At 72.4% G+C, this 25,950-nt stretch carries 22 protein-coding genes and 2 pseudogenes; 13 read left to right on the top strand and 11 right to left on the bottom strand.

Going from position 1 to position 25,950, the window contains the following annotated elements; translation table 11 throughout:
• Window positions 1-56 precede the first annotated feature (56 nt).
• Together KALB_RS29960 and KALB_RS29955 are read left to right on the top strand one after the other, a co-directional pair.
• A complete protein-coding gene (locus KALB_RS29960; RefSeq protein WP_025359371.1) occupies window positions 57-647 on the top strand; it encodes a papain-like cysteine protease family protein in 591 nt (196 codons plus the stop codon).
• A 5-nt stretch (window positions 648-652) separates the two neighbouring features.
• On the top strand, window positions 653-1,444 hold the full coding sequence (locus KALB_RS29955; RefSeq protein WP_025359370.1) for a hypothetical protein: 792 nt from the start codon (window positions 653-655) through the stop codon (window positions 1,442-1,444).
• A gap of 48 nt (window positions 1,445-1,492) precedes the next feature.
• On the opposite strand, the gene KALB_RS29950 is transcribed toward KALB_RS29955, so the two are convergent.
• Entirely contained in the window at window positions 1,493-1,939 is a 447-nt protein-coding gene (locus KALB_RS29950) for a L,D-transpeptidase (protein ID WP_030109226.1), read from the bottom strand.
• Between the two features lie 113 nt (window positions 1,940-2,052).
• On the opposite strand from KALB_RS29950, the gene KALB_RS29945 reads away from it, so the two are divergent.
• The gene (locus KALB_RS29945; protein WP_025359368.1) at window positions 2,053-2,514 is read left to right on the top strand and encodes a heme-degrading domain-containing protein; all 462 of its coding nucleotides are present in this window, start codon (window positions 2,053-2,055) and stop codon (window positions 2,512-2,514) included.
• Here the strand turns inward: KALB_RS29945 and KALB_RS29940 are convergent.
• Complete coding sequence (locus KALB_RS29940) at window positions 2,492-2,911, bottom strand: hypothetical protein (protein WP_025359367.1); 420 nt, start codon at window positions 2,909-2,911, stop codon at window positions 2,492-2,494. The genes KALB_RS29945 and KALB_RS29940 overlap by 23 nt on opposite strands.
• Between KALB_RS29940 and KALB_RS49525 the strand changes: the two are divergent.
• The 3 genes and pseudogenes from KALB_RS49525 to KALB_RS49515 all read left to right on the top strand — a co-directional run.
• Window positions 2,910-3,416: pseudogene (locus tag KALB_RS49525) on the top strand (RNA polymerase sigma factor); the annotation flags it as partial. The gene KALB_RS29940 and the pseudogene KALB_RS49525 sit on opposite strands and share 2 nt — an antisense overlap.
• Before the next feature lie 250 nt (window positions 3,417-3,666).
• Window positions 3,667-4,521, top strand: a complete 855-nt coding sequence (locus KALB_RS49520; protein WP_025359365.1) for a hypothetical protein — start codon at window positions 3,667-3,669, stop codon at window positions 4,519-4,521.
• 47 nt (window positions 4,522-4,568) lie between these two features.
• Window positions 4,569-5,372: pseudogene (locus KALB_RS49515) on the top strand (glycosyltransferase family 87 protein); the annotation flags it as partial.
• A 181-nt stretch (window positions 5,373-5,553) separates the two neighbouring features.
• On the opposite strand, the gene KALB_RS29920 reads toward KALB_RS49515, so the two are convergent.
• Window positions 5,554-7,038, bottom strand: coding sequence for a flavin-containing monooxygenase (locus KALB_RS29920; RefSeq protein WP_025359363.1), 1,485 nt, complete (start codon window positions 7,036-7,038; stop codon window positions 5,554-5,556).
• A 100-nt stretch (window positions 7,039-7,138) separates the two neighbouring features.
• On the opposite strand from KALB_RS29920, the gene KALB_RS29915 reads away from it, so the two are divergent.
• Both KALB_RS29915 and KALB_RS29910 read left to right on the top strand, forming a co-directional pair.
• Window positions 7,139-7,783, top strand: coding sequence for a TetR/AcrR family transcriptional regulator (locus KALB_RS29915; protein WP_025359362.1), 645 nt, complete (start codon window positions 7,139-7,141; stop codon window positions 7,781-7,783).
• A 29-nt stretch (window positions 7,784-7,812) separates the two neighbouring features.
• Complete coding sequence (locus KALB_RS29910) at window positions 7,813-8,844, top strand: YdcF family protein (protein WP_030108918.1); 1,032 nt, start codon at window positions 7,813-7,815, stop codon at window positions 8,842-8,844.
• On the opposite strand, the gene KALB_RS29905 is transcribed toward KALB_RS29910, so the two are convergent.
• Window positions 8,841-12,224 carry a TM0106 family RecB-like putative nuclease gene (locus KALB_RS29905; protein ID WP_025359360.1) on the bottom strand — a complete coding sequence of 1,128 codons (3,384 nt, stop codon included), beginning with the start codon at window positions 12,222-12,224 and terminating at the stop codon, window positions 8,841-8,843. The genes KALB_RS29910 and KALB_RS29905 overlap by 4 nt on opposite strands.
• Window positions 12,225-12,287: 63 nt before the next feature.
• Between KALB_RS29905 and KALB_RS44390 the strand changes: the two genes are divergently transcribed.
• Entirely contained in the window at window positions 12,288-13,022 is a 735-nt protein-coding gene (locus KALB_RS44390; RefSeq protein WP_025359359.1) for a GNAT family N-acetyltransferase, read from the top strand.
• Between the two features lie 25 nt (window positions 13,023-13,047).
• Here KALB_RS44390 and KALB_RS44385 read toward each other — a convergent pair whose 3' ends face one another.
• Both KALB_RS44385 and KALB_RS29890 read right to left on the bottom strand, forming a co-directional pair.
• A complete protein-coding gene (locus KALB_RS44385; RefSeq protein WP_025359358.1) occupies window positions 13,048-14,250 on the bottom strand; it encodes an RCC1 domain-containing protein in 1,203 nt (400 codons plus the stop codon).
• A gap of 54 nt (window positions 14,251-14,304) precedes the next feature.
• Window positions 14,305-16,011, bottom strand: coding sequence for a PucR family transcriptional regulator (locus KALB_RS29890; RefSeq protein WP_025359357.1), 1,707 nt, complete (start codon window positions 16,009-16,011; stop codon window positions 14,305-14,307).
• 187 nt (window positions 16,012-16,198) lie between these two features.
• Between KALB_RS29890 and KALB_RS29885 the strand changes: the two genes are divergently transcribed.
• Complete coding sequence (locus KALB_RS29885) at window positions 16,199-16,654, top strand: Hsp20/alpha crystallin family protein (RefSeq protein WP_025359356.1); 456 nt, start codon at window positions 16,199-16,201, stop codon at window positions 16,652-16,654.
• Window positions 16,655-16,701: 47 nt separating this feature from the next.
• Entirely contained in the window at window positions 16,702-16,989 is a 288-nt protein-coding gene (locus KALB_RS29880; protein WP_035971579.1) for a ubiquitin carboxyl-terminal hydrolase 14, read from the top strand.
• On the opposite strand, the gene KALB_RS29875 is transcribed toward KALB_RS29880, so the two are convergent.
• Together KALB_RS29875 and KALB_RS29870 are read right to left on the bottom strand one after the other, a co-directional pair.
• The gene (locus KALB_RS29875) at window positions 16,980-18,452 is read right to left on the bottom strand and encodes a sensor histidine kinase (RefSeq protein WP_236650056.1); all 1,473 of its coding nucleotides are present in this window, start codon (window positions 18,450-18,452) and stop codon (window positions 16,980-16,982) included. The two genes, KALB_RS29880 and KALB_RS29875, sit on opposite strands and share 10 nt — an antisense overlap.
• A 10-nt stretch (window positions 18,453-18,462) precedes the next feature.
• Window positions 18,463-19,137 (bottom strand): response regulator transcription factor, encoded by a 675-nt coding sequence (locus tag KALB_RS29870; RefSeq protein ID WP_025359353.1) that lies wholly within the window; start codon window positions 19,135-19,137, stop codon window positions 18,463-18,465.
• Window positions 19,138-19,244: 107 nt separating this feature from the next.
• On the opposite strand from KALB_RS29870, the gene KALB_RS29865 reads away from it, so the two are divergent.
• Complete coding sequence (locus KALB_RS29865) at window positions 19,245-19,976, top strand: ABC transporter ATP-binding protein (RefSeq protein WP_025359352.1); 732 nt, start codon at window positions 19,245-19,247, stop codon at window positions 19,974-19,976.
• Entirely contained in the window at window positions 19,976-22,489 is a 2,514-nt protein-coding gene (locus KALB_RS29860) for an FtsX-like permease family protein (RefSeq protein WP_025359351.1), read from the top strand. Before KALB_RS29865 ends, KALB_RS29860 begins: the two co-directional genes overlap by 1 nt.
• Before the next feature lie 8 nt (window positions 22,490-22,497).
• On the opposite strand, the gene lexA is transcribed toward KALB_RS29860, so the two are convergent.
• The 3 genes from lexA to KALB_RS29845 form a co-directional block, all read right to left on the bottom strand.
• Window positions 22,498-23,160 carry a transcriptional repressor LexA gene (gene lexA / locus KALB_RS29855; protein WP_025359350.1) on the bottom strand — a complete coding sequence of 221 codons (663 nt, stop codon included), beginning with the start codon at window positions 23,158-23,160 and terminating at the stop codon, window positions 22,498-22,500.
• Between the two features lie 49 nt (window positions 23,161-23,209).
• Window positions 23,210-23,977: a GH12 family glycosyl hydrolase domain-containing protein gene (locus tag KALB_RS29850; RefSeq protein ID WP_030109452.1), complete on the bottom strand. Its 768-nt coding sequence runs from the start codon at window positions 23,975-23,977 to the stop codon at window positions 23,210-23,212.
• A gap of 108 nt (window positions 23,978-24,085) precedes the next feature.
• Window positions 24,086-25,927 (bottom strand): glycogen debranching N-terminal domain-containing protein, encoded by a 1,842-nt coding sequence (locus KALB_RS29845; protein ID WP_025359348.1) that lies wholly within the window; start codon window positions 25,925-25,927, stop codon window positions 24,086-24,088.
• Between the last annotated feature and the right edge of the window lie 23 nt (window positions 25,928-25,950).

Raw genomic sequence — 25,950 nt, 5'->3', positions numbered from 1 at the left:
ATGCTCGCAGGGTCTCGTACCTGGCCCTCCCTGCGGTCAGGTCGGAAGGAGCATCCATGCACAGCACAAGTGCGTGCCGAGCGGCCGTGCTCGCGGCCGGTCTGCTCGCCGTCGCCGCCATCGGCCTACCTGCGGCCGCGGCGCCGGCGGCACCCGCTGCACCCGCGGCCAGCAAGCAGCTGAACATCTCCCAGCAGGTCCAGGAGCAGGACCAGTGGTGCTGGGTCGGCAGCGGCCTGACCATCGCGCAGTTCCTGGGCAAGGACCAGGGCATCGACCAGAACACGTTCTGCGACATCGCACAGGGCTACCCGCAGGGCAGCCAGTGCCCCAACCAGGCCGGTCAGCTCGAGTACGTGCAGACGGCCTACCAGGCGCTGGGCATGAACCCGGGTCAGGTGAGCAACCCGCTCAGCTTCTCCACGGTGCAGTCGCAGATCAACGCGGGCAAGCCGATCGAGACCGGGATCTACTGGACGGCCGGTGGCGGGCACGCGCAGGTGATCTACGGCTACGACTCGAGCACGTCCTCGATCTTCTACGGGGACCCGTGGCCGGCCAGCCCCCGCTACAGCCAGATGGCCTACAACTCCTATGTCAGCAACGGGGAATTCCAGTGGGGCCAAGCACTGTACGGGATGGGATGAGCGCGATGAAGAAGACGACACAGGTGCTCGGGTGTTCCGCGGTGGTCGGATTCGCCCTGCTGCTGGGCGCAACCGGGGCGCAGGCCGCGCCGAGCGCGCCCACCGATCTGTCAGCGGCCCAGCAGGCGGCATCCCAGGCGCAGACCCGGGATTTCGTGGCGCGGTTCTTCGTGAACGTGGACCAGCACAGTGCGGGCAAGGTTTCCGCGCTCAGCGCGCAGGCGGAAAGTGCCGCGGCGCAGGCGAAGGCGCCGCAGGTGGTCGGTGAGCCGTTGGCGGTGTACACGCTGAGCCCGGACTTCGTGGCGGGCAAGTCCGCTGAGGTGGCGAAGTTCGGGTACGTGGCGGTGCACGCGAAGTCGGCGACGGGGCAGGACGCCTCGGTGTGGATGGTCCGGGAGGGCCAGACCTGGTCGGCGATGAACGTGACCACCGGGACCGAGGAGATCACCTACCCGGCGCGGGCCGGTGCGGACACGGTGTTCACCGAGCCGCAGATCAACGCCTGGTACAAGGTGCACGAGGGCCGGGTGCTGCCGCTCAACGAGGTGGCCCGCACCTCGGTCGGCCAGGGCGTGAGCCTGGCGGCGTACCAGAAGCAGGTGCACGACAAGTACGGGGACAAGCTCGCCGGATCGGCCTACCAGGCCAACAAGCTGCTCGGCGGCTACAGCCCGTCCTCGGCGAGCCCGGCGCCCGCCGCGGACACGACTGACTGGACCCTGCTGTCGGCCGGTGCGGCGATCGTGCTGGCCGCCGCGGGTGGTGTGCTCGCCCTGCGGCGCAAGCTGGGCTGAGACAGGCGTGTGCCCCCTCCGCCGTCCGCGGAGGGGGCACACACGTGGTCAACCGGTGACGACCTGGACCTCGTCGCTGGGCTGCAAGGTGCTGAAGAAGGTCTGCGCTGCGGCGGTGCTCAGGTGCACGCAGCCGTGCGAGGGATCGGTCAGGCTGCCCTCGTGGAACGCGTCCCCGCCGTTGAAGAACACCGAGTACGGCATGGGCGCGTTGTTGAAGATCGTGCTGACGTGGTGCAGGTCCTTGAAGGTGACGCGGAACGTGCCGGGATCGGTGGGGGCCTCCGGGCGGCCGGTGCGTACCGGGACCGGCCCGTAGTCGATGATCCCGTTGTGCTGCAACCAGGCCTGCTGTGTGTTCAGGTCCACGCAGGCCCGCGCGGCGGTATCGCACGGGGTTCGTGCGGCCGACGCGAGGGCGGGAGTCGCCACGAGTCCGAATGCGGTCATTGCCAGCGCCGTCACGGCCGAGGCGCGTGCGCGGATGCTGGACATGATCATCGCCTCCTGTTCGCTCGGTCCCCAGTTGGCTACCCGTGGGATCGGCTCGGGCAAACCTGGTGGTAGCCCAGGTGCCAGTTAGGCAACAGTGTTGATTTAATGGGCGCATGAGCGACCTGCTGACCGAGCTGACCGAGCAGGAGGAGCGGTTGCAGTTCGACCGCTTCGACAACGACACGGCGCTGGACCTGGGGGAACACCTGCTGCGTGCGGCGCGCGAGCGCGGCCTGCCGGTGACGATCTCGGTGCGGCGCAACGGGCAGCGGCTGTTCCACGCCGCGCTGGCGGGCACCTCCGCGGACAACGACGCGTGGATCGACCGCAAGAGCCGCGTGGTGGACCGCTACGGGCACAGCTCCATGCTGGTCGGGGCCACCTTCCACGCGGCGGGCGGCACCTTCGAGCAGCAGTCCCGGCTGGACCCGGACCGGTACGCGGCGCACGGCGGGGTGTTCCCGGTGATCGTGCGCGGGGTCGGGCCGATCGGCACTGTGGGCGTGTCGGGCCTGCCCCAGGCCGAGGACCACGCCTTCGTGGTGGAGCAGCTCACGGGATTCCTGGCGCGCTGAGCCGGTCCGGGTGGTTGGCCACGACCAGCCGCCACGCGGTGGACTTGACGTCCTCCACCCACAGCCTGCCGAGGTCCTGGACGTCCGCGCGCAGGTCCAGTGAGCGGGCCACCAGCTCGCCCATCAGCCCGGTCGCCCTGGCGGACAGGCCGGTGGCGAACTCCAGGGCGTAGTCCGGCAGCTGCTCGCGGTCCAAGGCGTCGCCCTCGTCCCCGCGCACCCGGTAGCGCAGCGCACCGGAGTAGTAGGCGCACATGGTGTGCGCGGCCATCTTCTCCCGCTCGTTGAGCCGGGCCTGGTCGGTCTCGCTGCCGTAGCGCAGCCCGCACCGGTTCTGGTCGGGCTCGGCCCAGCCCACCCAGCTGATCAGCCGGAGCAGCCGGTCGTTGTCGTCCATGTGCCGATGCTGGCACCTGGTCGCGCCGCACGCTCGACGGCGCGGTGATCTGGCTCACGTGGTGCAACAATCCGGGGGTGCCCGGCCCCCTCCTGACGTGCACACCGTGACCAACCGGGACCAGGGACCCGGCACCGACGCCGAACTCTGGGCGATCGGTGACCAGGCGGCGTTCGCTCAGCTGTTCGAGCGACACGCCGAGGCGGTGTGGAACCACGCCTACCGGCTGACCGCGTCCTGGTCGCTGGCCGAGGACCTGACCTCGTTGACCTTCCTGACGGCCTGGCGCAAGCGCGCCGAGCTGAACCTGGTCCGGGACAGCGCGCGGCCCTGGCTGTACGCCGTGGCCGGTGCCCTGGCGCGCACCGAGTTCCGGCGCGTGACGCGGCTGCGCGCCCTGCTGTCCAAGCTGCCGTTCGACCTCACCCACTCCGACCACGCCGAGGGCGTCGCCGAGCAGGTGGACACCGACCGGGGCGCGAGCCGGGTGCTGGCCGCCGTGGACCGGCTGCCCAGGGCCGAGCAGGAGGCGGTGCGCCTGTGCCTGCTGGGCGAGGTGTCCACCGCCGACGCCCGCCCCACCGGCCGGGCCGCAGCCGCGGCCCACCGGTGCTCCCACCGAGGCGGACACCGAACGGTGCTGGCAGGCCACCCGCCGGACCCCGCACCCCGAGCGCTACCCGGACCGGGCGAGCTGGCAGCCGGTCGGGGCCTTCGACGGGGCGCGGCGGTTCCTCTTCGGTTACCGCACCGCCGTGTGGCTGGCCGGGGACCAGCCGCTGGTCTGCACCTTTGCCCGTTCCTCGGTGCTGGTGTCCGACCCGGCGGCCGAGCCGCTGCCCTCGGCCGCCGCCCAGGTGCGGCTGCGCGCCGCCACCCCGGACGGCGTGCTGGTCGGCACGCTGGCCAAGCCCGAGCTGCGATCGACGGTCGTGCCGCCGGACCGCCTGGCCAAGGACGAGCTGGCCACCAGGGGGCCTGCCTTCGCGCTGGTCGGCGAGTGGTCGAGCCCGGAGACCCCGGTGGAACTGGGCGGCACCCCGGTGAAGGCCCCCACGGGCTACGGGCTGCTCCGCGTCGTGGACCGGCCGGTGGCCCAGGGGGACCGCGACTCCGAGACCGGCCGTGCCCTCGGCGCGTGCATGGCCCGGCGGGCGGCCACCGGCTACCCCGTGGCCGACGCCGAGGCCTGGCAGCCCGGCCCCTCGCTGCCCGTCCCCGCGGGCACGCGGTTCCTCCTCGGTTATTACGGCGATTCGGTTGGCAGTTGTCTGCGGTCCGCCGATGGCACCGGTGATTTCCTCGCGTCCTCGGAGGAATCCGCCCCCGGGCGGATCTCGGTGGTGTACGGCTCAGCATTGGCACCGGATGTCCGGACCACCTCCGCCCCCACCTGTGAATTCCTGTGGGGACGGCTGACCGGTGCGGCGCGGCAGGTGGTGTTCACCGGGCCCAACGGTGAGACCGCGCAGGCACATGCAGGGGTGGACGGGCTGTTCGTGGCCGCTGTCCCCGTGCGCAGGACCTTGCCGGACAACGGGATCCGGTTCGGGGTGTCGGTGCGCGACGGCGAGGGAAAGCAGATCGAGTACTACCAAGTACTGCAATAAGTCCCGCAACAACCACTGCGGGTCGGAATTGTCGCTGGGGGAGAGCTGTGTGCAAAGTGCTGGCGGCTGTCGTCGTCAACGTGCTGAATCTCGTGCTGTTGTCGGTGTACGACGCGGGCGATGGGGATTTCCGCGTCTACCGCGCCGCGGGCGACCTCCTGCTGCACGGCGGTGACCTGTACCAGGCACAGGTCGTGCCGGGGCTGTGGTTCACCTACCCACCGGTGGCCGCCGTGCTGTTCGTCCCGCTCGTGCTCGTGTCGAGCCAGGTCTGGGTCCTCGTCTCGGTGGCCGCGCTCGGGCTGGCCCTGTGCCAGCTGCGCGTACCGGTCTGGCTCGCGCTGGTGCTCGCCCCCGCCATGACCTGGCTGGAACCTGTGCGGTCCACGCTGGGCTTCGGCCAGGTGAACCTGGTGCTGCTGGCCCTGGTCGCACTGGACCTGTTGCCCCGGCACACGCCTTGGCCGCGCGGGCTGCTGCTCGGGTTCGCAGCCGCGATCAAGCTGACCCCGCTGGTGTTCCTGCTCTACCTCCTGGTGCGCCGCGACCGCAGGGCGATCGTCACCACCCTGTGCTCCTTCGCCGCGAGCACCGCCGTGGGCCTGCTCGCGGCCCCGGTCAGCTCCTGGCGCTACTGGACCAACGAGTTGTGGCACACCGACCACATCGGCGCGTTGTCCTTCCCCCGCAACCAGTCGCTGCGCGGCCTGGTCGCCCGGCTCGATCTGGGCACCTGGCCCTGGCTGTTCGCCTGTGCCGCGGTGCTCGCGCTGGCCTGGGTCGGCGTGCGGCACTTCGTCCACACGGGACGGTCCCAGCACGCCGTGGTGCTCACCGCGTTCGCGGGGTTGCTGCTCTCGCCGGTGTCCTGGTCGCACCACTGGGTGTGGATCGCACCCGCCCTGGTGGTGTTCGCCACCAGCGGTGGCGTGTGGCGCTGGCTGGCGGTGCTCGGACTGGGGCTGACGACCCTGGGCCAGTTCGGCCCCAGGGGCGAGGGCTACGTCTGCTTCGGGGTGCTCGTACTGGTGGTCAGCGCGTGCTGCTCGGTACCAGGCTGGGCCGCCGCGAGAAGCGCATGCCCTCGTCGTCCACCGAGCCGAAGCGCAGTTGCAGCACGTCGCGCGAGTAGTTCTGCCGCAGCCGCCACGGCACCCGCGCGCCCTGCTTGGGCAGCACGTCCACCGAGCGCAGCACGTAGCCGGACTTGAGGTCGATCAGCGGGGTCAGCTCCTGGTCCGGTCCGGGCGCCCTTGGCGTGCACTGCTGGAACCCGTTGCGGTCCATGTGCTGGAGCAGTCGGGTCACGTACTGGCCGACCAGGTCCACCTTCAGCGTCCAGGAGGCGTTGGTGTAGCCGATGGCCAGCGCGAGGTTCGGCACCCCGCTGAGCATCATGCCCTTGTAGCCCACGGTCTTGCCCAGGTCCACCGGCTCGCCGTCCACGGTGAGCGTCATGCCGCCCAGCAGCAGCAGGTTCAGCCCGGTGGCCGTCACGATCACGTCGGCGGGCAGTTCCTCGCCGGAGGCGAGCCGGATGCCCTGCTCGGTGAACCGCTCGATCCGGTCGGTGACCACGCTGGCCCGGCCCCTGCGCACGGCGCGGAACAGGTCCCCGTCGGGCACCACGCACAGCCGCTGGTCCCACGGGTCGTAGCTGGGCCTGAAGTGCCGGTCCACGTCGTAGCCCGGGGGCATCGCGCGCTGCACGCCTTTGCGGATCACCGACTTGACCAGCGCGGGCAGCTTGCGGCTGAGCGTGTACGACAGCTGGAACAGCAACACGTTCTTCCAGCGGACCAGCGGGTAGGCCAGCTTGGCGGGCAGCAGTCCGCGCAGCCTGTCGGCCACCGGGTCCTTGGACGGCCGGGAGATCACGTAGGTGGGCGAGCGCTGCAACATCGTGACGTGCTCGGCCCGCTCGGCCATGGCGGGCACCAGGGTCACGGCCGTGGCCCCGCTGCCGATGACCACCACGCGCTTGCCCGCGTAGTCCAGGTCCTCCGGCCAGTGCTGCGGGTGCACGACCTGCCCAGCGAAGTCCTGCGCCCCGGGGAACTCGGGGGAGTAGCCCTGGTCGTAGCGGTAGTAACCGGTGCAGGTGAACAGGAAGCCGCAGGTCAGGTGCAGGGTCTCCCCGGTGTCGGTGCGCTGCACCCGCACGGTCCAGCGCGCGTCTGCGGAGGACCACTCGGCGTGCACCACCTTGTGGTGGTAGCGGATCCGGTCCTCGACACGGTGCTCGCGGGCGGTCTCGCGCACGTACTCGCGGATCGAGGGCCCGTCGGCGATGGCCTTGGCCGAGCGCCAGGGCTGGAAGGCGTAGCCCAGGGTGAACATGTCCGAGTCCGAGCGGATGCCCGGGTAGCGGAACAGGTCCCAGGTCCCGCCCATCGCGGCACGCGACTCCAGGATCAGGAAGCTCTTGCCCGGCGAACCCGCCCGCAGGTGGCAGGCCGCGCCGATGCCGGAGATCCCCGCACCGATGATGAGCACGTCAACGTGTTCGTAGGTCATGGCAGCTCCCGGCGTCCACGGCGTCGACCGAGGCTATCAACGCGCCGTCGAGCTGGTCAACAGTGTGTCGACTGAATCGACGGTTGTAGAGTGCGGCGCGATGAGCCCCACGCCGAGCACCGAGCGCCCCGTGCGGGGCAGGCGCGCGCCGAGGGTGTCCGGGGACGACCGCGAGCGCGCGATCCTGGCCACCGCCGAGCGGCTGCTGGAGCAGCGCCCGTACCACGAGATCTCCACCGACGACCTGGCGCGCGGGGCGGGCATCTCCCGGCCCACCTTCTACTTCTACTTCGCCTCCAAGGACGCGGTGCTGCTCGCGCTGTTCGACCGGATCATCGAGCAGGCCGAGGCGGGCCGCATCGAGGTGCTGGGCCGCGACCGGGACGACCCTGCCGCGCGCTGGCGCGAGGCGATCGGGGTCTTCTACGAGACCTTCGGCGCGCACCGGGCGGTGACCCTGGCCGCGGCCGAGGTGCAGCTGTCCAACTCCGAGGTGCGCGAGCTGTGGAGCAAGGTCATGGAGGGTTGGGCCTCCGACACCGCCGCGCTGATCGAGGCCGAGCGCGAGCGCGGGGCCGCGCCGCCGGGCGCACCCGCGCGGGACCTGGCCATCGCGTTGATCCGCATGAACGAGCGCATGCTGCACGCCACCTTCGCCGGTGAGTCGCCCTCGGTGTCCGAACAGGACGTGGTGGAGGTCCTGGCCACCATCTGGCTGAGCACCATCTACGGCCCGGCGCGGTGACCGGTGTGCTGATCCACTAGGTTTCGGCTATGGCTTCGGGCTACAACCTCATCGAGGCGGTGTGGTTCGGCATCGCCGGGCTGTGGCTACTCGCCTTCCTGATCAGCTTCCTGATCGACCGCAGGCGGCTGCGGGTCGGCGTGTACCTGGTGCTGTGCTTGGGTTTCCTGGCCATGGGCGGCATGGTCGCGCTGGTCAGGGCCTCCCCGACAGCGGGCGTGATCGTGCTGTTCCTGCTGCTGGCGCTGGTGCCGCTGTCGATCATGGCCCTGGCCGGCTTCCTGATCGCCAACGGGGTCACGATGCTGCGCCGCGAGGGCCGCAGCCTTGGCAACCTGCTGTCCCTGCTGGTCGGCCTCGGCATCATCGGCTTCGTGCTGCTGGGCATGTTCGCGGCGGGCACCAGGAACGAGCTGCTGATGGCCGTGGTGTTCTCGCTGACCGCGGTGCTGGGCTACATCTCCTTCGTCTTCGTCTGCTTCCTGCTCTACGCCCTGTTCTACGGCCGCATCCGGTACCGCCGCGACGCGGACTTCGTGGTGGTGCTGGGCTCCGGCCTGCTCGGCGGCAACCGGGTGCCCCCGCTGCTGGCGGGGCGGCTGGACCGGGCGCGCACGGCCTACGAGGCGATGCGGGCGCGCGGCGGGCAGCCGCTGATCCTGACCTCCGGCGGGCAGGGGCCCGACGAGGACCTGCCCGAGGGCCGGGCGATGGCCGACTACCTGGTCGCGGCCGGGGTGCCCGAGGAGCACCTGCTGGTGGAGGACCGCTCGGCGACCACCGAGCAGAACCTGACCTTCAGCCGGGCGATCATGGCCGAGCACAAGCCGGACTACCGGTGCGTGGTGGTCACGAGCAACTACCACGTGCTGCGCGCCGCGCTGCTGACCCGCCGCACCAAGGTCAACGGCCAGGTCATCGGTTCCCGCACCGCGATGTACTTCCTGCCCAGCGCCGTGATCCGCGAGTTCGTCGGGGTGCTCGCCGAGCACAAGGTGAAGAACCTGATCATCTGCCTGGTGCTGGCCGCCCCCGGCCTGCTGGCGCTGCTGCTGCACTAGCTGTTGCGGGCAGGCCAGGGCCGCGCCGAGTTCATCAGCCCGATCATGCCCGAGACCAGGCGCATCTGGTCCACCGAGCGGATGTCGGCCTGCACCAGGCGCGGGGAGCAGACCAGCACCGCGACCGCCTGCGCCCGGGACAGCGCCACGTTCAACCGGTTGCGGGACAACAGGAAGTCCAGCCCGCGTGGCAGGTCCACCGCCGCCGAGGAGGTCATCGTGGCGATCACCACCGGTGCCTCCTGGCCCTGGAACCGGTCCACGGTGCCCACCCGCACCTCGCCGAACCCGGCGCGCTCCAGCGCCCGCGTGACGACCCTGGCCTGGAGGTTGTACGGGGCCACCACGAGGATGTCGGCCGGACCGAGCTCGCGGGTCGAGTCCCCGTCCGTCCACTTGCGACCGTGCAGTTCGGACACGATCCGCACCACCTCCTCGGCCTCCTCCACCGACCGCGTGGTGTTGCCCCGGTGGTCCACCTCGGACAGGTACAGCCCCGCCGCCACCCCGTGCACCCCGCGCTGCGCCGCCGTCTGGTGGGCGTGCAGCAGGCCCGCGTAGGACAGCAGGGACACCGGTTCGCACACGGCGGGGTGCATCCGCCGCGACTGGTCAAGGAAGTAGCCCAGCTCGGCGGGGATCACGTCGGCATCGCCGATGACGTGCCCCAGCGCCGAGGCCTCCGCGCCCGCGGGGTGGGTGCCCTGCACCACCTGCGGCAGCTGCTGCGGATCGCCCAGCAGCACCAGGTTGCGCGCGCACATCGACACCGCCAGCGCGTCGGCCAGCGCGAACTGCCCGGCCTCGTCGATCACCAGCACGTCGAAGGGCTCGGCGCGCAGCGCGGCGTTGGCGAAGGTCCACGCCGTGCCGCCGACCAGGTGGCCCCGGTCGTGCTCGGCGCGCCACCGCGCCAGCCCGTTGTTGTCCTTGGGCTGGTCCCAGGGCAGCTTCGGGTCGGCGGCCTTCTTCGGCCGCTTCGCGCAGGGCAGCTCCGGGGCGCTGGCCTTGGCCGCCGACAGCACGTTCTCCACGGCCTTGTGGCTGGTCGAGGTCACCGCCACGGTCCGCCCGGTGCGCACCAGGTGGGCGATCAGCTTGCCAGCCAGGTACGTCTTGCCCGCGCCGGGCGGGCCCTGCACGGCCAGCGCCGACCCGTCCAGGGCGTCCACCGTCTCGATCACGGTGCTGACCAGGTCCTCGCCCGGTTCGGGCAGCGGACGCCCGCCGCGCAGCCTCGGCGGGGTGCGGCGCAGCAGGTCCACACCGGGGTGCGCGGGCAACTCCGGCAGCGCGTCCACGACCAGCCGGGCCAGGTCGGCCACCGCCTCGTCCTTGGGCGCGGGCCGGACCGGGCCGCCGGGCAGCACGGCCGCGGGCAGGTCCTGGTGGGTCTCGTCCACCTTGGCGCTCTCCACCAGGGTCAGCTCCTCGGCGGTGGCGGCGCTGACCAGCCCGTCGCGGGTGCCCGAGCGGTAGCGCAGCCGGATCTGGTCGCCCTCGGTGAACGGGTGCGGGTGCTCCGGGTCGCAGCGCAGGGTCAGCACGCGTTTGGCGGTGCGCGCCCGGCCGGTCGGTGGCAGCCAGTCCCCGGCGTGCACCGCAAGCGGCACCGCGCAGGTCGTGTCCACCTCCAGGTCCGACAGCGGGGCGGCCACCTGCCGGAAGAACTCCCACCACGCGGGATTGGTCTCCCGTCGGTGGTAGCCCACCGAGGCCGCCAGCAGGGCCTTGGCCTTCTCCTCGTCAGTGGCCCGCACCGGGTCCTCGGGCAGGTCCGCCAGCAGCGGGTCGACCAGGGCGGCCAGCTTGGCCGCCCGCTCCGCCCTGCGCTCGGCGGCCAGCTGCGCGGCCGTGTCGTCCATCAGCGCGTCCATGGCGGACACCTCGGCCGGTGGCGCGGGCTCGATGCCCGCCTCCTGCCTGGCCCGGTGCAGGAACTGGAAGAGCCGGTGCGTGGACACGCAGTCGTACTCGTTGTAGTCGCCGATGCCCGCGAGCACCTCGGCGGCCCGCTCCTGCTCACCCGCGGCGGTCAGCACCAGGTAGTCCTCGTACGCCTCGATGCTCGACGCCGCGGTCTTCACCTCGCCCTCGCGCGCCGAGGGCATGTAGAGCGGCTCCAGGTACTTGATCGAGTAGGACCGCTGCGAGACCCGCAACGCCTTGCGCACCACCGAGTACAGGTCCACCAGCGCCCCGCCGCGCAGCAGGTCGTCCACGGCCTCCTCGCGGGTGCCGTGGACCGCCGCCAGCCGCTTGAGCGCGGTCACCTCGTAGGGCGCGTAGTGGTAGACGTGCGCCTCGGGGTGCTCGGCCAGCCGCGCGCCCGCGAAGTCCACGAACTGCTCGAAGGCCCGCTTCTCCTGTGCCCGCGAGTGCGCCCAGAACGGGGTGAACCGCTCCTCGCCGTCCACGGTGACCGCGCCGAACAGGTACTCCAACCCGGTGCCGCCCAGCGCGTACGGGTCGCCCTCCATGTCGAAGAACACGTCGCCCGGACTCGGCGCGGGCAGGGCCGCCAACTCCTCCGGGTCCACGACCTCGTAGCTGACCTCGCCGCTGGTGTCCTGCCGCACCTGGATCGCGGCCTGGGCGCGCAGCGCGCCGAAGGTCGTCGCCGACAGCTCGCGCGGGCGGTCCTCCGGCTGCGCGGCCGCCAGCGCGTCGATCGTGCCCAACCCGGCCTCCACCAGCTTGCGCCGCTGGTCGGTGCGCATCCCGGCGACCAGCGACAGGTCCCGGTCGGCCTCCCGCCCCGCGGCGCAGTGCTCGGCGTAACGGCAGCTCGCGCAGGCCGGGCGCTGGTCGTCCCACAGCCGCACCGGCAACCGCGCGGGCCTGGCCAGCAGCGTGTCGCGCAGCCTGCGCATCAGCGGCACGAAGTCGTCCACCCGCAGCGTGCGCCGACTGCCGTCACCGAGCAGCAGGTGCATGTTCGGCCCGGTCGGGAACCCCGTGGCGCGCAAGGCATCCGCGTACGCCGTCAGTTGCAGCACCGCCGAGGGCCGCGCGTGCCGCGCCAGCTTCGCGTCGTACGCCTCGTACCGGCCCTGCTCGTCGGCCACCAGGAAGTCCGCGCGCCCGGTGAACTCGCCCTCGCGGAACACCGCCTGGTAGATCACCGGCTTGCCCGCCCGCAGGGCCTCGGTGGTCACCCGCTCCGGGTCCGGCCCGTCGACCTGCACCACGCCGTCCCCGTACCGCTGCCGGAACAGCTCCAGCATCGCCAGCTCGTGGGCCTGCCCGTGCCTGACGGCCAGCTGGTCGGCGCCGGCGGCCGGGCGCGGCGCCCCGGGCAGCCCGGCGGCCCGCGCCTGGTCGAGCACGCTGCGGTGCCCGCATTCCAGCAGGTCGGCCAGGTCGGTGGGGGTGAACATCGCGGGAGCAGTCTGTCATGGGCCGTGCCGGGGCTCGCGCGACACGCCGTTTACGCTGCACCCGTGCGCGACCTGGTCACCGAGACGATCTGGGCGGCGGCCCGCGAGCAGCTCACCGAGGGACACACCACCGGCGCCGAGACGCCGGTGCGCTGGGCGCTGACCGGGGTGGCCTACGAGGGCTTCAACGGGGTCTACGACCCGGACCTGACCCAGCCCGGCCTGATCGCGCGCGTCATGCCGCCCTTCGTGGCGGCGGGCCTGCCCATGCTGTGGCACTGCGAACAGTCCACAGTGGACGATCGGGTGCGGGCCGACTTCGCCGCCGCGGGCATCGAGCACTACGAGACCGAACCGGGCATGGTCGCCGACCTGGCACCGGCCGAGCCCGTGCGGGGGCCGGTGCGGATCGTCACCGTCGGCGACTCGCAGATGCCGACCTGGGCGCGGTTGCTGACCGGGCAGCAGGACGGCGAGCTCGTGACGGGCACGGCCCGGCTGCGATCGGCCAGGACCAGCGTGACGCACCTGCTCGGGCTGCTCGACGGGGTGCCGGTCAGCTGCGGGGCGGTGTACCTGGGTCCCGGGGCGGCACTGGTGGAGCACGTCGTGACCGCCGAGACCGCGCGCGGGCGTGGCGCCGGGACGGCGGTCACGCGGGCCTGCCTGGACGTGGCCCGTGCCGCGGGGTACCGGCACGCCGTGCTGACCGCCTCGCCGGACGGTGCCGGGATCTACACCAGGCTGGGCTTCCGCACGGTGTGCCACGTGGAGCGGTTCGAGTGGGCACCGCGGTGACGGCGCCCACCCGGACCGGCCGGTACTAGTACCCGGCGTAGAAGCCCCAGGCGAACACCTGGTCGCCCTTGAGGATCAGCGACCTGGTCTGATCCGGCGCGATCGCGGTGACCCCCGTGGTCGCCTCGGCCGGCAGCTGGCAGAGCTTGCGGTCGCTGTCGCCCCAGAACAGCAGCTGGCTGCCCTTGATGGCGTAGCTGCACCGGTCCGAGGCGGCGATCGAGCTCACCCCGGACTGGGCCGCCGCGGGCACGATGGCCTCCCCGGAGTTCTTGCTGCCACCCCAGGCGAGCACCTTGCCGTCCTTGAGCGCCAGCGAGTGGAACCCGGAGGTGGCCACGGTGCTGACCCCGGACTGCGCGGCGGCCGGGATCGTGCGCTCACCGTTGTTGTTGCTGCCCCAGCCGAGGACTTTGCCGTCCTTGACCGCCAGCGCCACGCCGCCCGCCGCGGCGATCGCCGTGACCCCGGACTGGGCCTCGGCCGGGACCTTGTCCTGACCCCAGCTGTTGTCGCCCCAGACCAGCACCTTGCCGCCCTTGAGCGCCATGTTGTAGGAGTAGCCCGCGGCGATCGCGGTCACCCCCGACTGCGCCTCGGCGGGCACGGCGGTCTGCCCCCGGCTGTTGTCGCCCCAGGCGAGCACCTTGCCGTTGCGCAGAGCCAGGCTGTGCGTGCTGCCCGCGGAGATGGCCGTGACCCCGGACTGGGCCTCGGCGGGCACGGTGCTCTCGCCGTAGTCGTTGTCGCCCCAGGCGATCACCCCGCCGTCGCGCAGCGCCAGGAAGTGGTTACCCGAGTTGGCCACCGCGCTGATCCCGGACCGCGCCTGCGCGGGGATCACGTCCTGGCCGAAGTAGTTCGTGCCGCAGTTGTCGTCGGTGTCCTTGCACAGGCGGTAGCTCGGCCCGAAGTAGCCACTGATCACCTTCATCGACACCGGGGTCGTGCCGGTACCGCACTGCTTGGCCGAGTAGGTCTTGGTGTACCTGGTCGGCTTGGTGCCGGGGATGTCGCTGACCACCAGCAGGTAGTAGCAGCCCTCGGCCGAGGTGCTGGTCACCGACCCGGTGATGGTGGTGTTCCAGTCGTCGGTGCTGGACTCGCCCTGGGCGTGGGCGGCCAGGTGGCTCACGTGCCAGGTCTGGGGCGTGCTCGCCGCGGTGGCGGTGCCGACGCCCAAGGTCGCCAGCAGCAGCGGTACCGCTGCGAGGATCGCTCTTCTCACGGTGTTCGGGTTCCTTCCGCTGGGTCAGGTTGCGCGCGCACCCGAAGCTAGCGATCACGGTTTTCGGGTCGTTATCCCTTGGGCGGGGTGGCCCTGCGAACCCCGCAACACCCGCAGGGCCCTGGTGGCCACGTGCAGGTTGAGCCGGTTGTCCACGTCGTTGAGGTCGAACCCGGTGATCTCCCGGATCCGGCCGAGCCGGTAGCGCAGGGTGCTGCGGTGGATCGCGAGCGCCGAGGCGGTCTCGTCGTAGTTGCCGCCGCACTCAAGGTACTGCGACAGCGTCCGCACCAGGTCCGAGTTCCGCCGCGCGTCGTAGTCCAGCAGCCGGCCGAGCCACTCCCGGACGAACGCCTCGACCTCGCCGCGGCTGCGGCCGGTGTCCAGTATTCGGTAGATCCCCAACTGGTCGAACGCCGTCACCCCGGAAGGGACCCGCGACCTGCACCGGATGTCCAACGCCCGCAATGCCTCCGAGTACGACCTCGGGAAGTCGCCCGGCCGCTCGCACCGGCCGCCGATCCCGATCGCGCCCGCGCCGCCCAGCCGCTCCGCGAGCGCGCGGTGCAGCGCCTGGCCGTCCGGACGGCCGCGCACCAGCAGCACCACCGCTCCCGAGCGCCGCGACCCCAGTGACCGCCACCGCAACAGGTCCACCGCCCGGTCGGTGGCCTCGGCGACGAGGTCCTCGGCCTGCTGTCCGTGCCAGCGCAGGACAACCACGTGGTGGGTGCCGCGCAGGTCGTGCCCGATCGCGTCGGCCCTGGCGTAGGCGCTCTCCTGGTCGGTGCCGATGATCAGGTCGTCGACCAGGTCCCGGTGCAGGCGGAGTTCGACCTCGGCGAGGTTGCGCTGGTGGGACAGCTCCAGCGCCAGCACCGTGGTCCCGTACTCGAGCGCGAACACCTCGTCCTTGCCCGCGATCCGGGCCGGGTCCACCAGTGCCAGCACGCCGAGCACCTCGTGCCGCGGCTTGACCAGCGAGATGACCCTGTCCTTCTCCCGGACCGGGTGCGGGACGGCCGCCGCCCGCCTGAGCACCTCCTCGCGCAGGTGGGCACTGGGCTTGGGGTACGGGTCGGGCCGGTCGGGACCGCACCAGGCCCGGAGGTTGCCGAAGCGGTCCTCCACCGCCACCGGCAACGCCGTGAGCTGGTGCAGCGCGTGCGCGATGCCCGGTTCACCGGCCCCGGAGGCCGGGATGCGGCTGAGCGTCTCGTGCACCCTCGTCTGCTGTTCGAGCCGGGCGACCGTCGCCGACAGTTCCGCGTTGAGCGCCCGCAGTTCGAGGGCCTGGGCCCGTTCCCTGCGGTGCAGCGAGGCGTTGGCCATCGCCTCGGCCGTCTGCTGTCCCAGTGCCTCGAGCAAGAAGAACTCGTCCGCCGACGGCGGCTGCGGTGCCCGCACCACCAGGTACCCGGTCAGTCCGTCCAGCCCCCGCAACGCGAAGCTCCAGCGCCAGGCGCCGTCGGACAGGACGATCGGGCCACTGCGCCCGTCGAGCCGCCCGACCCGCGCGTCGAGTTCGGCGTGGGGTGGCCCGGGGCGCCGGTTCGGCACACCGTCGACGACGAGGTATGCCGCCTCGACGGCACAGCCGCTCAAGGTGGACACCGAGGTCTCGGCGAGCCGCAGGATGTCCTCGGCGCCGCGGCCGTCGAACATCGTCATCGCGATGACCAGGAGGCGGTGCAGGTCCGACAGGTGCTCCCGCCGCCTGCCGTGCTGCTTCTGAGCCGCGCTCGCCTCCGCTGGTGTCATGTGACCTCCAGTGCCGTACCAACAACCCTAACGCGCCCGATCTGGCCTGCCAGGCCGAGTGGGCAAGGGAAATTCCGACCTCCCAGGAGCACGCGCGGCCGGTGACCTGTTTGCCATTGTGGTTTCCGCCAACAGCAGAGGTCCACGGCTCCCGTGGTCGAAGATCCTGACGAGAGGTGAGGAAACCATGACGTTGATGCGGTTCGACCCGTTCCGCGATCTGGAACGGCTGACGGACCAGGTGCTCGCGGGCAGCCGTGGTACCCGGGCGATGCCCATGGAGGCCTTCCGCCGCGGTGACGAGTTCATCGTCGCACTGGACCTGCCCGGCGTGGACCGCGAGGAGGTCGAGGTGACCGTGGAGCGCAACGTGGTCACCGTGCGGGCCCGCCGCCACCCGCTGCGCCGCGAGGACGAGGAACTGCTGGTCGACGAACGCGTCCAGGGCGAGTTCAGCAGGCAGTTCTTCCTCGGGGACAACCTCGACACCAAGCGCCTGTCCGCCGACCTGGAGCGAGGAGTGCTCACCCTCAGGTTCGCCGTGGCCGAGACGAGCAGGCCCCGCAAGGTCGAGATCACCGGCCGCGCGGAGGAGAGCCGGGCCATCGAGGCCGACACCCACGACAAGGCGAACGCCCAGTAGGCGGAGCAGGCCAAGCACCTGCTCGCCAGGATGACCGGAGGTGTGTGATGGCCAAGGTCGTCGGCATCGGGCCGAACCCCGCGCTGGACCAGCACCTCGCGCTCGTGCGGGAGGTCGTGCCGAGGACCCCGCAGGGCTGCGAGGAGTGCCTGATCACCGGAACCCCGTGGCTGCACCTGCGGCTGTGCCTCACCTGTGGGCACGTCGGCTGCTGTGACTCCTCGCCGATGAAACACGCGAGCAAGCACGCACACGCCGTCCGGCACCCGATCGCGCGCTCCTTCGAGCCCGGGGAGACCTGGCGCTGGTGCTACGTCCACCAGGCCTACGTGTGATCGCCGCGCCCCGGCAGCCGGGCGACCAGCCGCGCGCCCTGCTCGCTGTCCGCCACGCGCAGGGATCCGCCGTGCCGGGTGGCGATGTCGCGGGCGATCGTGAGGCCGAGGCCCGAGCCGCCCGCGTCCCGGGCGCGGGCGTCGTCCAGCCGGGCGAAGCGGTCGAAGACGCGTTCGCGGTCCTCGGCGGGGATGCCGGGGCCGTCGTCGATCACCTCGAGCACGACCTCGCCCGCCGAGTGGCGCAGGCGCACGGTGACGGAGGTGCGCGCGTGCCGCACCGCGTTGTCCAGCAGGTTGCGCAGCAGGCGTTCCAGCCGCACGGGTTCGCCGGTAACCACCGCTGGACCGTCCACAACGGACCGCACCACCGGGCCGCCTGGCACGAGCGCGCGTTCGGCGACCTGCTCCCGCACCACCTCGGCGAGGTCGACGACACCGGAGGGCGCCGCGACCTCGGCCGGATCGACGGCGAGTTGCAGCAGGTCCGCCGTGATGCGTTGCAGGCGCTGGACGTCGAGCAGCGACCGGTGCGCGACGGCGGGCCAGTCCACCCGGTCCGGGTGCGTGAGCGCGACCTCCAGGCCTGTCCGCAGGTTCGCCAGCGGGCTGCGCAGCTCGTGGCTGGCGTCGGCGACGAAGCGTTCCTGCTGGTCGTGCGCGTGCTGTAGCCGGTCGAGGGTCGCGTTCGTGGTCCGTGCGAGCCGGGCGAGCTCGTCGCGGGAGCGGGGCACCGGCACGCGCCGGTCCAGCTGGCTCTCGCTGACCTCGGCCAGCTCACGGCGGATCGCCTCCACGGGCCGCAGCGCGCGCCCGGTCGCCAACCAGGCGACCAGCGCCGCGAGCAGGACCGCGAGCGGGATGAAGAACGCCAGCGTGTTGTCGAACGCGCTCAGCGTGCGGAGCGTGTCCCACGGCAGCACGAACAGGTACAGGGTGAGCCGGTGGTGGCCAACCGGGCCCGCACCACCCAATCCGGCGTCCAAAGTGGACTCTTCGCGGCCGAATGGCTCCACCAGGTCGGCCGGTACGTCGTCCACCACCCGGCCCAGCACGGTGTACGTGCGGTACTCGCGCCACTGCGGGTGTTCGCCGGGGCGCAGCGTGCCGCTCGTGGTGGTGGTCCAGTCCGCTGGCGCCCCGGCGGGGGCGGGCGGCAGCGGAGTCCACGAGGGGTCCCAGTGGCGCAGGTTGGCGCTGCTCACCACCGCCCGCCCGGAGTCCGCTACCACCTCGAACACCGCGTCCCCGGACGGGATCGCCGTGGCCAGCGCGGCCCGCCCGCCGCCGAGGGAGGCGACCCGGTAGGCGTCGGCCATCCGGTCCAGCTCCGCGCGCGTCGCGTTCGTGGCGTTGTCGGTCAGCTGCTTGCTCAGGAACTGCCGTGTCCCCAGCCACCCCAGCGTGAACACGACCGCGCAGAGCAGTGCGGCCGACAGGGCGGCGCCGCGCCGCACGGACACGGGCCACCACCTACTCATCGGACACCAGCCGGTAGCCCGCGCCGCGCACCGTGTCGATGGTGCGGCGCCCGAACGGCGCGTCCAGCTTCCGCCGCAGCGCGCTCACGTAGACCTCGACGATGTTCGGATCGCCCTGGTAGGCCAGGTCCCACACCTGCTCCAGGATCTCGTGCTTGGCCACCACCTGCCCCTCGTGCCGCAGCAGGCATTCGAGCACCGCGAACTCCTTCGTGGTCAGTGCCACCGGCTGCCCCGCGCGCAGGCACGTCCGCTTCGCGGGGTCGAGCACCAGGTCGCCGAACGCGAGCGTCGCCGAGGCGCCGGCCCGGCCCCGGCGGGTGAGGGCGCGCAGCCGTGCGGTGAGCACCACGTAGGAGAACGGCTTGCTCAGGAAGTCGTCGGCCCCGGTGTCCAGCGCCTCGGCCTCGTCGTACTCCCCGTTCTTGGCGGTGAGCATGAGGATCGGCGTGTTCACCCCGCGTTCCCGCAGCGCCGCGCAGACCCGGTAGCCGTTGAGCTTGGGCAGCATGATGTCCAGCACGATCACCTGGTAGGGGTGCAGCTGCGCGAGTTCGAGCCCTTCCTCGCCGTCGTGGGCGAGGTCCACGGCGTAGCCCTCGGCCTCCAGTCCCCACTGGAGCGTCTCGGCCAGCCGCCTCTCGTCCTCCACCACCAGCACCCGCATGGGGCGATCCTCCCAGATCCGCGCCTCGGTTCCTGAAGCGATCTTCAGGTCGTTTCAGGAACCGTTCAGGCCGCGCTCGTCATGATCGCCGCATGCACGGGAACACAATGGACGGTCCCGCCGCGGTCGGCGTGGCGGAGGTCGTGAAGGTCTACGGTCGCGGTGACGCGCAGGTGCGGGCGCTGGACCACGTGTCACTGGACTTCCCCGCCCGCCGCTTCACGGCGATTATGGGCCCGTCCGGCTCGGGCAAGTCCACGCTCATGCACTGCCTCGCCGGTCTGGACACAGTGGACTCCGGTCGAGTCCGGATTGGACGGACCGAGCTCACCGGCCTGTCCGACGCCGAGCTGACCAGGCTGCGGCGGGACCGGGTCGGGTTCGTGTTCCAGTCGTTCAACCTGCTGCCGACCCTGACCGCGGAGGAGAACATCCTGCTCGGCCTGCGGCTGGCGGGCCGCCGACCGGACCGGGCGTGGTTCGGCGCGGTCGTCGACGCGCTGGGCCTGCGCCCGCGGCTGCGGCACAGGCCGGGGGAGCTCTCGGGTGGCCAGCAGCAGCGGGTGGCGTGCGCCCGCGCGCTCGTGGGGCGCCCGGACGTGGTGTTCGCCGACGAGCCCACGGGCAGCCTCGACTCGCGCTCCGGTGCCGAGGTGCTCGGCTTCCTGCGCACCTCCGTCCGCGAGCTCGGCCAGACGGTGGTGATGGTGACCCACGACCCCGTCGCCGCGTCCTATGCCGACCACGGGGTGCTGCTGGCCGACGGCCGGGTCGCCGCCCACCTCCCGCGGCCCACCGCCGACGCCGTGCTCGCGGCGCTCACCGGACTGGGGGCGTGATGTTGCGGACCGTCATCGCCGGGCTGCGAGCCCGGCCACTGCGGCTGCTGCTCTCGGCCGTGGCCATCGCACTCGGCGTGTCCTTCGTCGCCGGGGCGCTGGTCCTCGCCGACGCCGTTGGCGCCGGTCTCCGCGCGGCCGTCGCCTTCCAGACCCGCGGGGTCGACGCCTCGATCAGCACGACACGTGGCGGCCCCGCGCTCGACGAGGCGGTGCTGGCGAAGGTCCGCCGGGTGCCCGGGGTCGCCGCGGCGGAGGGGCGCGCCACGGCGAGCGCACCCCTGCGGGACGCCGCGGGCCACCCGCAGGAGGCGGCGGCCACCAGCCTGCCCGCGGACCCGCAGCTGCGCCCCTTCGACCTGGCTGAGGGCCGGTTTCCGCGTGACGCCAACGAGATCGCGATGGAGCGGCACACCGCGGCGGCCTACCCGCTGGGACAGTCCGTGACCGTCTTCGACCGGAACGGCCACCAGCACTCCTACACACTGGTCGGCACGTTCAGCCGACCCACCGAAGCCGGTATCGGCTCGGCCCAGCTGGTGCTGCTGCCCGAGGCACTGCGGCAGTTGGCCGCCGGGACCGGGTTCAGCGAGATCGTGGTGCGCGCGACGCCGGGGGTCGGCCAGTCGCAGCTCGTCGACGACCTGACCCGGGCCGTGGGCGGCCGGGGCACCACCGTGCAGACCGGGCGGGACGCCGCCGCGCAGCTGCTGCGCGAGGCCGCGCCGGACTCGGCCAGCCTGACCAAGTTCTTCACGGCGTTCGCGGTGCTCGCGATGGTCGTGGCCGCGATGGTGATCACCAACTCGTTCACGATCCTCGTCACGCAGCGGGCCAGGGAGCTGGCCCTGCTGCGCTGTGTCGGGGCCGGGAAGCGGCAGGTGTTCGCGGGAGTGCTCGCCGAGGCCGTGGCGGTGGGGGCGGTCGCGTCCGTGGCCGGGCTGTTCGGCGGGCTCGGTGTCGCCGCCGCGCTCCAGGCGATCGCCGGTGCGCTCAGCGGGCATGAGGCGGCCGTGTACCTCCCCCTCACCGCACGTACGGCCCTCGCGGCCCTGGCGGTCGGGGTGCTGGTCACGGCGCTGGCCGCCGCGCTCCCGGCCTGGGCCGCGACCCGCGTCGCCCCCGTCGAGGCGCTGCGGACCCCGTTGGAGGGCAAGTCCGCACGCGCCGGGTGGCCCCGGGCGGTGGCCGCGATCGTGCTCGCGCTGGTGGGCGTCGGTGCGGCCGTGCTCGCGTTGCACGTCGAGGTGGAGCACGGTGCCGTGCTCGCGGTCGTGGCCATGGTCGCGCTGCTCGGCGCGGTGCTGGCCGTGGGACCGCTGGTGGCCGGACCGGTCGTGCGTGCGCTGGGTCTGGTCTGCGCCCCGGTGCTGGGCCTGCCCGCGAAGCTGGCAGCGCTCAACGCCGACCGCAACCCGAAGCGCACCGCGGCCAGCGCCGCCGCGCTCACCATCGGGCTCGCGGCCGTCTCGCTCGTGACCACGGTGGTGTCAGGCGTGGAGGCGGGCCGCAGCAGCGGCCTCGACCAGCAGTTGGCGGCCGAGTTCACCGTCACCTCGGTGGTCGCCGACCAGCCGCTGCCCGCCACGCTCGCGGACACCCTCGCCGCGGTACCCGGGGTCGCCGCCGCGGCGCCCCGGCGGTCGTTCTCCGGGGACCTGGGGGCGCGCGGCACCTACGGGATGGCCGCCGTGCGCGGCGACGCCGTGGGCAGCCTGCTGCGGCCGGTGGTGCTGTCCGGCCGCCTTGACCGGCTCGGCCCGGGAGAGCTCGCCGTGAGCAGCCAGCTCGCCAAGGAGGCGGGGCTGGCGGTCGGCGACACCGTGCAGGGCGGGCCCCGGGACCGGCCGGTCCCGCTGCGGGTGGTCGCGGTCTACGACGGGGTCCGCGTCCCGGGCGCCGACCTGGGGCTCGGTCTGGTCGATCTCGGGCAGATGCCCGCAATCGCCTTGCACGGCAACAGCTACGACGACAGCGTCCTGGTCAAGCTCGCGGCGGGCGCCGACCAGGACCAGGTCCGGTCGGCGCTGGACAGGGCGCTCTCCGCCGCGCCGCTCGCCCAGTTGCACAGCCTCGCCGACCTCAAGGACCAGATGTCGGCGCCACTGCGCAGCACGCTGGACCTGCTGTGGGCACTGACCGCGCTCGCCGTGCTGATCGCGTTCGCCGGTATCGCCAACACGCTCTCGCTGTCCGTACTGGAGCGGACCCGCGAGTCCGCCCTGCTGCGCGCGCTCGGGCTGACCAGGGGCGGGCTCGTCGCCGCCCTCACCGCGGAGTCGGTGTTCCTCGCACTGCTCGGCGCGGCCTGCGGCCTGCTCCTGGGCATCGGCTCGGCGTGGCTGATCACGCAGGTGGCCTCGACCGGCGCCCAACCGGTGCTGTTCACGCTGCCGTGGGCCCGGCTCGGGGTGCTGCTGGGGGCCGCGGTGCTGGCGGCGCCGCTGGCCGCCGTGATCCCCGCCCGCCGCGCCGCGCGCGGTTCGCTGACGGCCGGGATGGCGGAGCAGTGACCCCAGGGTCAGACGCTGCGCAGCACCGAGACCACGGTGCCCAGCACCACGGCCTTGTCCCCGTCGATGACCTCGTACGCCGGGTTGCGCGGTTCCAGGTAGACGTGGCCGTTGCGGCGGCGGTACACCTTGACGGTGGCCTCACCGTCGATCGCCGCCGCGACGATCTGACCCGAGTGGGCCTCGTGTTGCTGCCGGACCACGACGATGTCGCCGTCGCAGATCGCGGCGTCGACCATCGAGTCACCGCGCACGCGCAGGCCGAAGACGGTGCCGCGCCCGGTGAGTCCGCGGGGCAGGGTCAGGACGTCGTCCACGTGCTCCTCGGCCGCGATGGGAGTTCCCGCGGCGATGTGGCCGACCACCGGCACGGGAACCGAGTCCTCGGCGGGTTCGCGGGTCGCGGACTCCCGCAGGAAGTCGCGCACGTCGATCGGCCGGGTCATCGTGCTGCCGCGCCGCAGGAAACCCTGCTCCTCCAGACTCGCCAGGTGCTTCGACACCGAGGAGGAGGACCGCAGGCCGACCGCCTCGCCGATTTCCCGGGTGCTCGGCGAATACCCGTACCTCGTCACCCAATCCCGGATGGTGGCCAGGATGTGCTGCTGGCGCAGCGGCAGGGCCGAGGTGTCCAGGTGCTCGAACATACCGAGGTCGTCGTAGGCGGTCACCCGCGGAATGATAGAGGTAGCAAGGAGGCTGTCCGACTTCAGGCACGCGCTAGTTGTTGGTGAAGCTGAACGAGTTCACCGCGAGCCCGGGTCCGCCCTGCCAGGGCTCGAAGCCGAACTGGACGCTGGTCAGGTACCAGGAGCGCTGCACGTAGCCGCGGTTGGCCGCGTCCAGGGTGAAGTCCCTGACGCTGACCTCCAGTGAGTTCGTGGCCTGTTGCCTGGCGTAGGAGATCACGTTCCAGCTGACCCCGTTGTTGTTCTGGACCCCGTACCAGACGTCCCAGGTGGCACCGGCCAGGTTCGCGGTGGCGACCTTGCCGCCGAAGGGCCTCGGGCCGCTGGTGTGCGCGCCCCAGATCATGATCTCGGCCCCGTTGTTCTGGCCGGTGGGGTTGGGGTTGGTGTCCAGCCAGATGTCGTAGGCCGCGTCCCACTGGCCGCCGGTGGTCGTGTAGTTCACCGAGGACCGGAGGTTGCCGAACTTGCTGACCTGCAAGGGGAGTCCGCTGCCGCTGGAGCAGTTGCCGTAGTGGCAGCCCGCGTAGATCGAGGGGTAGGCGGCCGGGGCGTTGGTGGTCGGCAGGTTGTGGTTCCCGCTGACCACGGTGAAACCCGAGTCGGTGGGCTGGACGCACTGGGGGATCGTGTCGCCCCACTCGTCGTTCTGCACCACGAAGCGGTTGTTCGCCACGTGCACAGAGTCGTACTGGCCACACAACTGCGCGTAGCTCGGGGTGGCCGCGGCCGCGCCCACGCCGAGGTCGGCGAGGCCGAGCAGTAGCGCCATTGCCGTTGCTGTCCTGCGAAACGTCATGGGTCACCCTCCGGGCACCGGCACTCTGGGAGCGCTTCCAGGCGGCACTGCGGACAGTAACGTGGGTCACACCCGGCTGTAAAGGCGCCTTGTGTGCCGTTCGCGGCATCACCACCAGTCCGAGAGCTGGCCCACGGCGGTGACGGCGGCAGCGGCGGCCCAGGCCTGCGGGCGGCAGGCGGCGGGGTAGGCGAGCACCTCGGGGTCGGCGGCGTACAGCTCGGGCAGGCGGTTGCCGAAGCGGTGGGCGGCCTCGAGCAGGCCGCGGGCGAGGTCGTCGGCCAGCTGGCGGTGCCCCTCGGCGGCGAGCCCGCGGATGGCGACGGCCGTGTCGTGCGGCCACACGGTGCCGCAGTGGTAGCTGTACGGGTTGTACGCGGCGCTGGCGGCGGACAGGGTGCGCAGACCGCGCCCGCAGTCCAGGTCGGGCTGGGACAGGCGGTGTGCCACCCGCGCTGCCTCGTCGGTGTCGAGCAGGCCCGTGCCCAGCAGGTGGGCCATGTTGGAGCTGGCCCCGGTGACGGGCGTCTTGTCGGCGTCCAACGCGATCGCGGGGTACGGGCCGATCTCGTCGCTGATCCAGAACCGGGCGCGGAACCGCTCGCGCAGCGCGGCGGCCCAGGACCACCACTGCTCGGCCCCTGGCTCGTCGAAGGCCCTGGCCAGCACGGCGGCCCCGAGGGCGGCGGCGTGCGCGTAGCCCTGCACCTCGCACAGCGCGAGCGGGCGCTTGGCGAAGGCCCCGTCGGCGAAGCGGATCGAGTCGCCGGAGTCCTTCCAGCCCTGGTTGGCCAGCCCGCCCTCGCCCGAGCCGCCGTACTCCAGCAGCCCGTCCCCGTCCGCGTCGGCCGGGCCGGTGATCCACTCCATGGCGGCGCGCAGGTTCGGCAGCAGCGCGCGGACCTCGTCCTCGGGCAGCCCGGCACGCCACGCGTCGTGCAGCAGCCGGACCCACAGCGCGGTGGCGTCGATCGTGCCGTAGTAGACCGGGGGCAGGTGCAGGCCGCTGGTGCGCAGTTCGCCGCGCCGCACCTCGTGCAGGATGCGGCCGGGCTGCTCCTCGGTGTGCGGGTCGGTGGTGCGCCCCTGCCTGCGGGCCAGCGCGCGCAACGTGCCCCCGGCCAACTCGGTGCCCAGCGGCAGCAGCAGCCACGCCGTCAGCAGCGAGTCCCGCCCGAACAGGGTGAGGAACCACGGGCTGCCCGCCGCGGCGAACCGGTCCGCGGGCCGCACCGGGTCGGCGAGCAGCAGCGCGTCCAGGTCGGCCAGGTTGCGGTCCAGCACCGCGGCGCACTGCTGGTCGGCGGGCGCCCCGGGCAGCCGCCAGCCCGGTGAGGGGGCCGCGGTCGGCGTGAACCCGGCGGGCTCCACGTGGCCGCGCGCGGTCACGGTCAGCTGCCAGGACTCGTTGGCCGCCAAGCGAACCGGCCAGGTCAGCACGGCGACCCCGAACTCGTCACGGGTCCGCGCGGGCGGGTCCACCGCGACCGTGACCTCCGGCCAGGTCAGCGTCGCGAGGTCGCCGGGCACGAGGTCGGCCACGCCCCCGTCCTTGACCAGTGCGACCGGGGCGTGGTCGGTGGCCAGCCGCAGTTCCACCTGGTACTCCACGGGGTTCAGCCCGGAGTTGCTCAGCTCGAAGCGGTCGGTGAGCTGTTCCCCGGTGAGCACCCGGTCCCGCCGCAGGCGCACGGTCGGGTCGGCCAGCCCGGGCTGGGCGCCGATCACCACGGCGTCGAACCGCGCGCCGGACACCCCGGCCAGCCGCCCGCCCACCGGGGTCAGTTCCGCGCCGAGCAGGTCGATCGCCAGCACGGACAGCAGCCGCCGGTCGTGCTGGAACCAGCCGTGCGCCCCGTGGCCGCGCAGTTGGCCGTCCGGGCCGGACAGCGCGACGGACGGGGCGCGCACCACGGTCACCAGGTCGTGCAAGGCGGGCTGAGCGGGCATTGGACGGCTCACTTCCTCGGCGG

It is taken from the genome of Kutzneria viridogrisea DSM 43870, from assembly GCF_000525635.1.
Classification (GTDB): domain Bacteria; phylum Actinomycetota; class Actinomycetes; order Mycobacteriales; family Pseudonocardiaceae; genus Kutzneria; species Kutzneria viridogrisea.
Note: the sequence above shows the minus strand (reverse complement) of the source record. Positions and strands in the feature narration are given on the sequence as shown.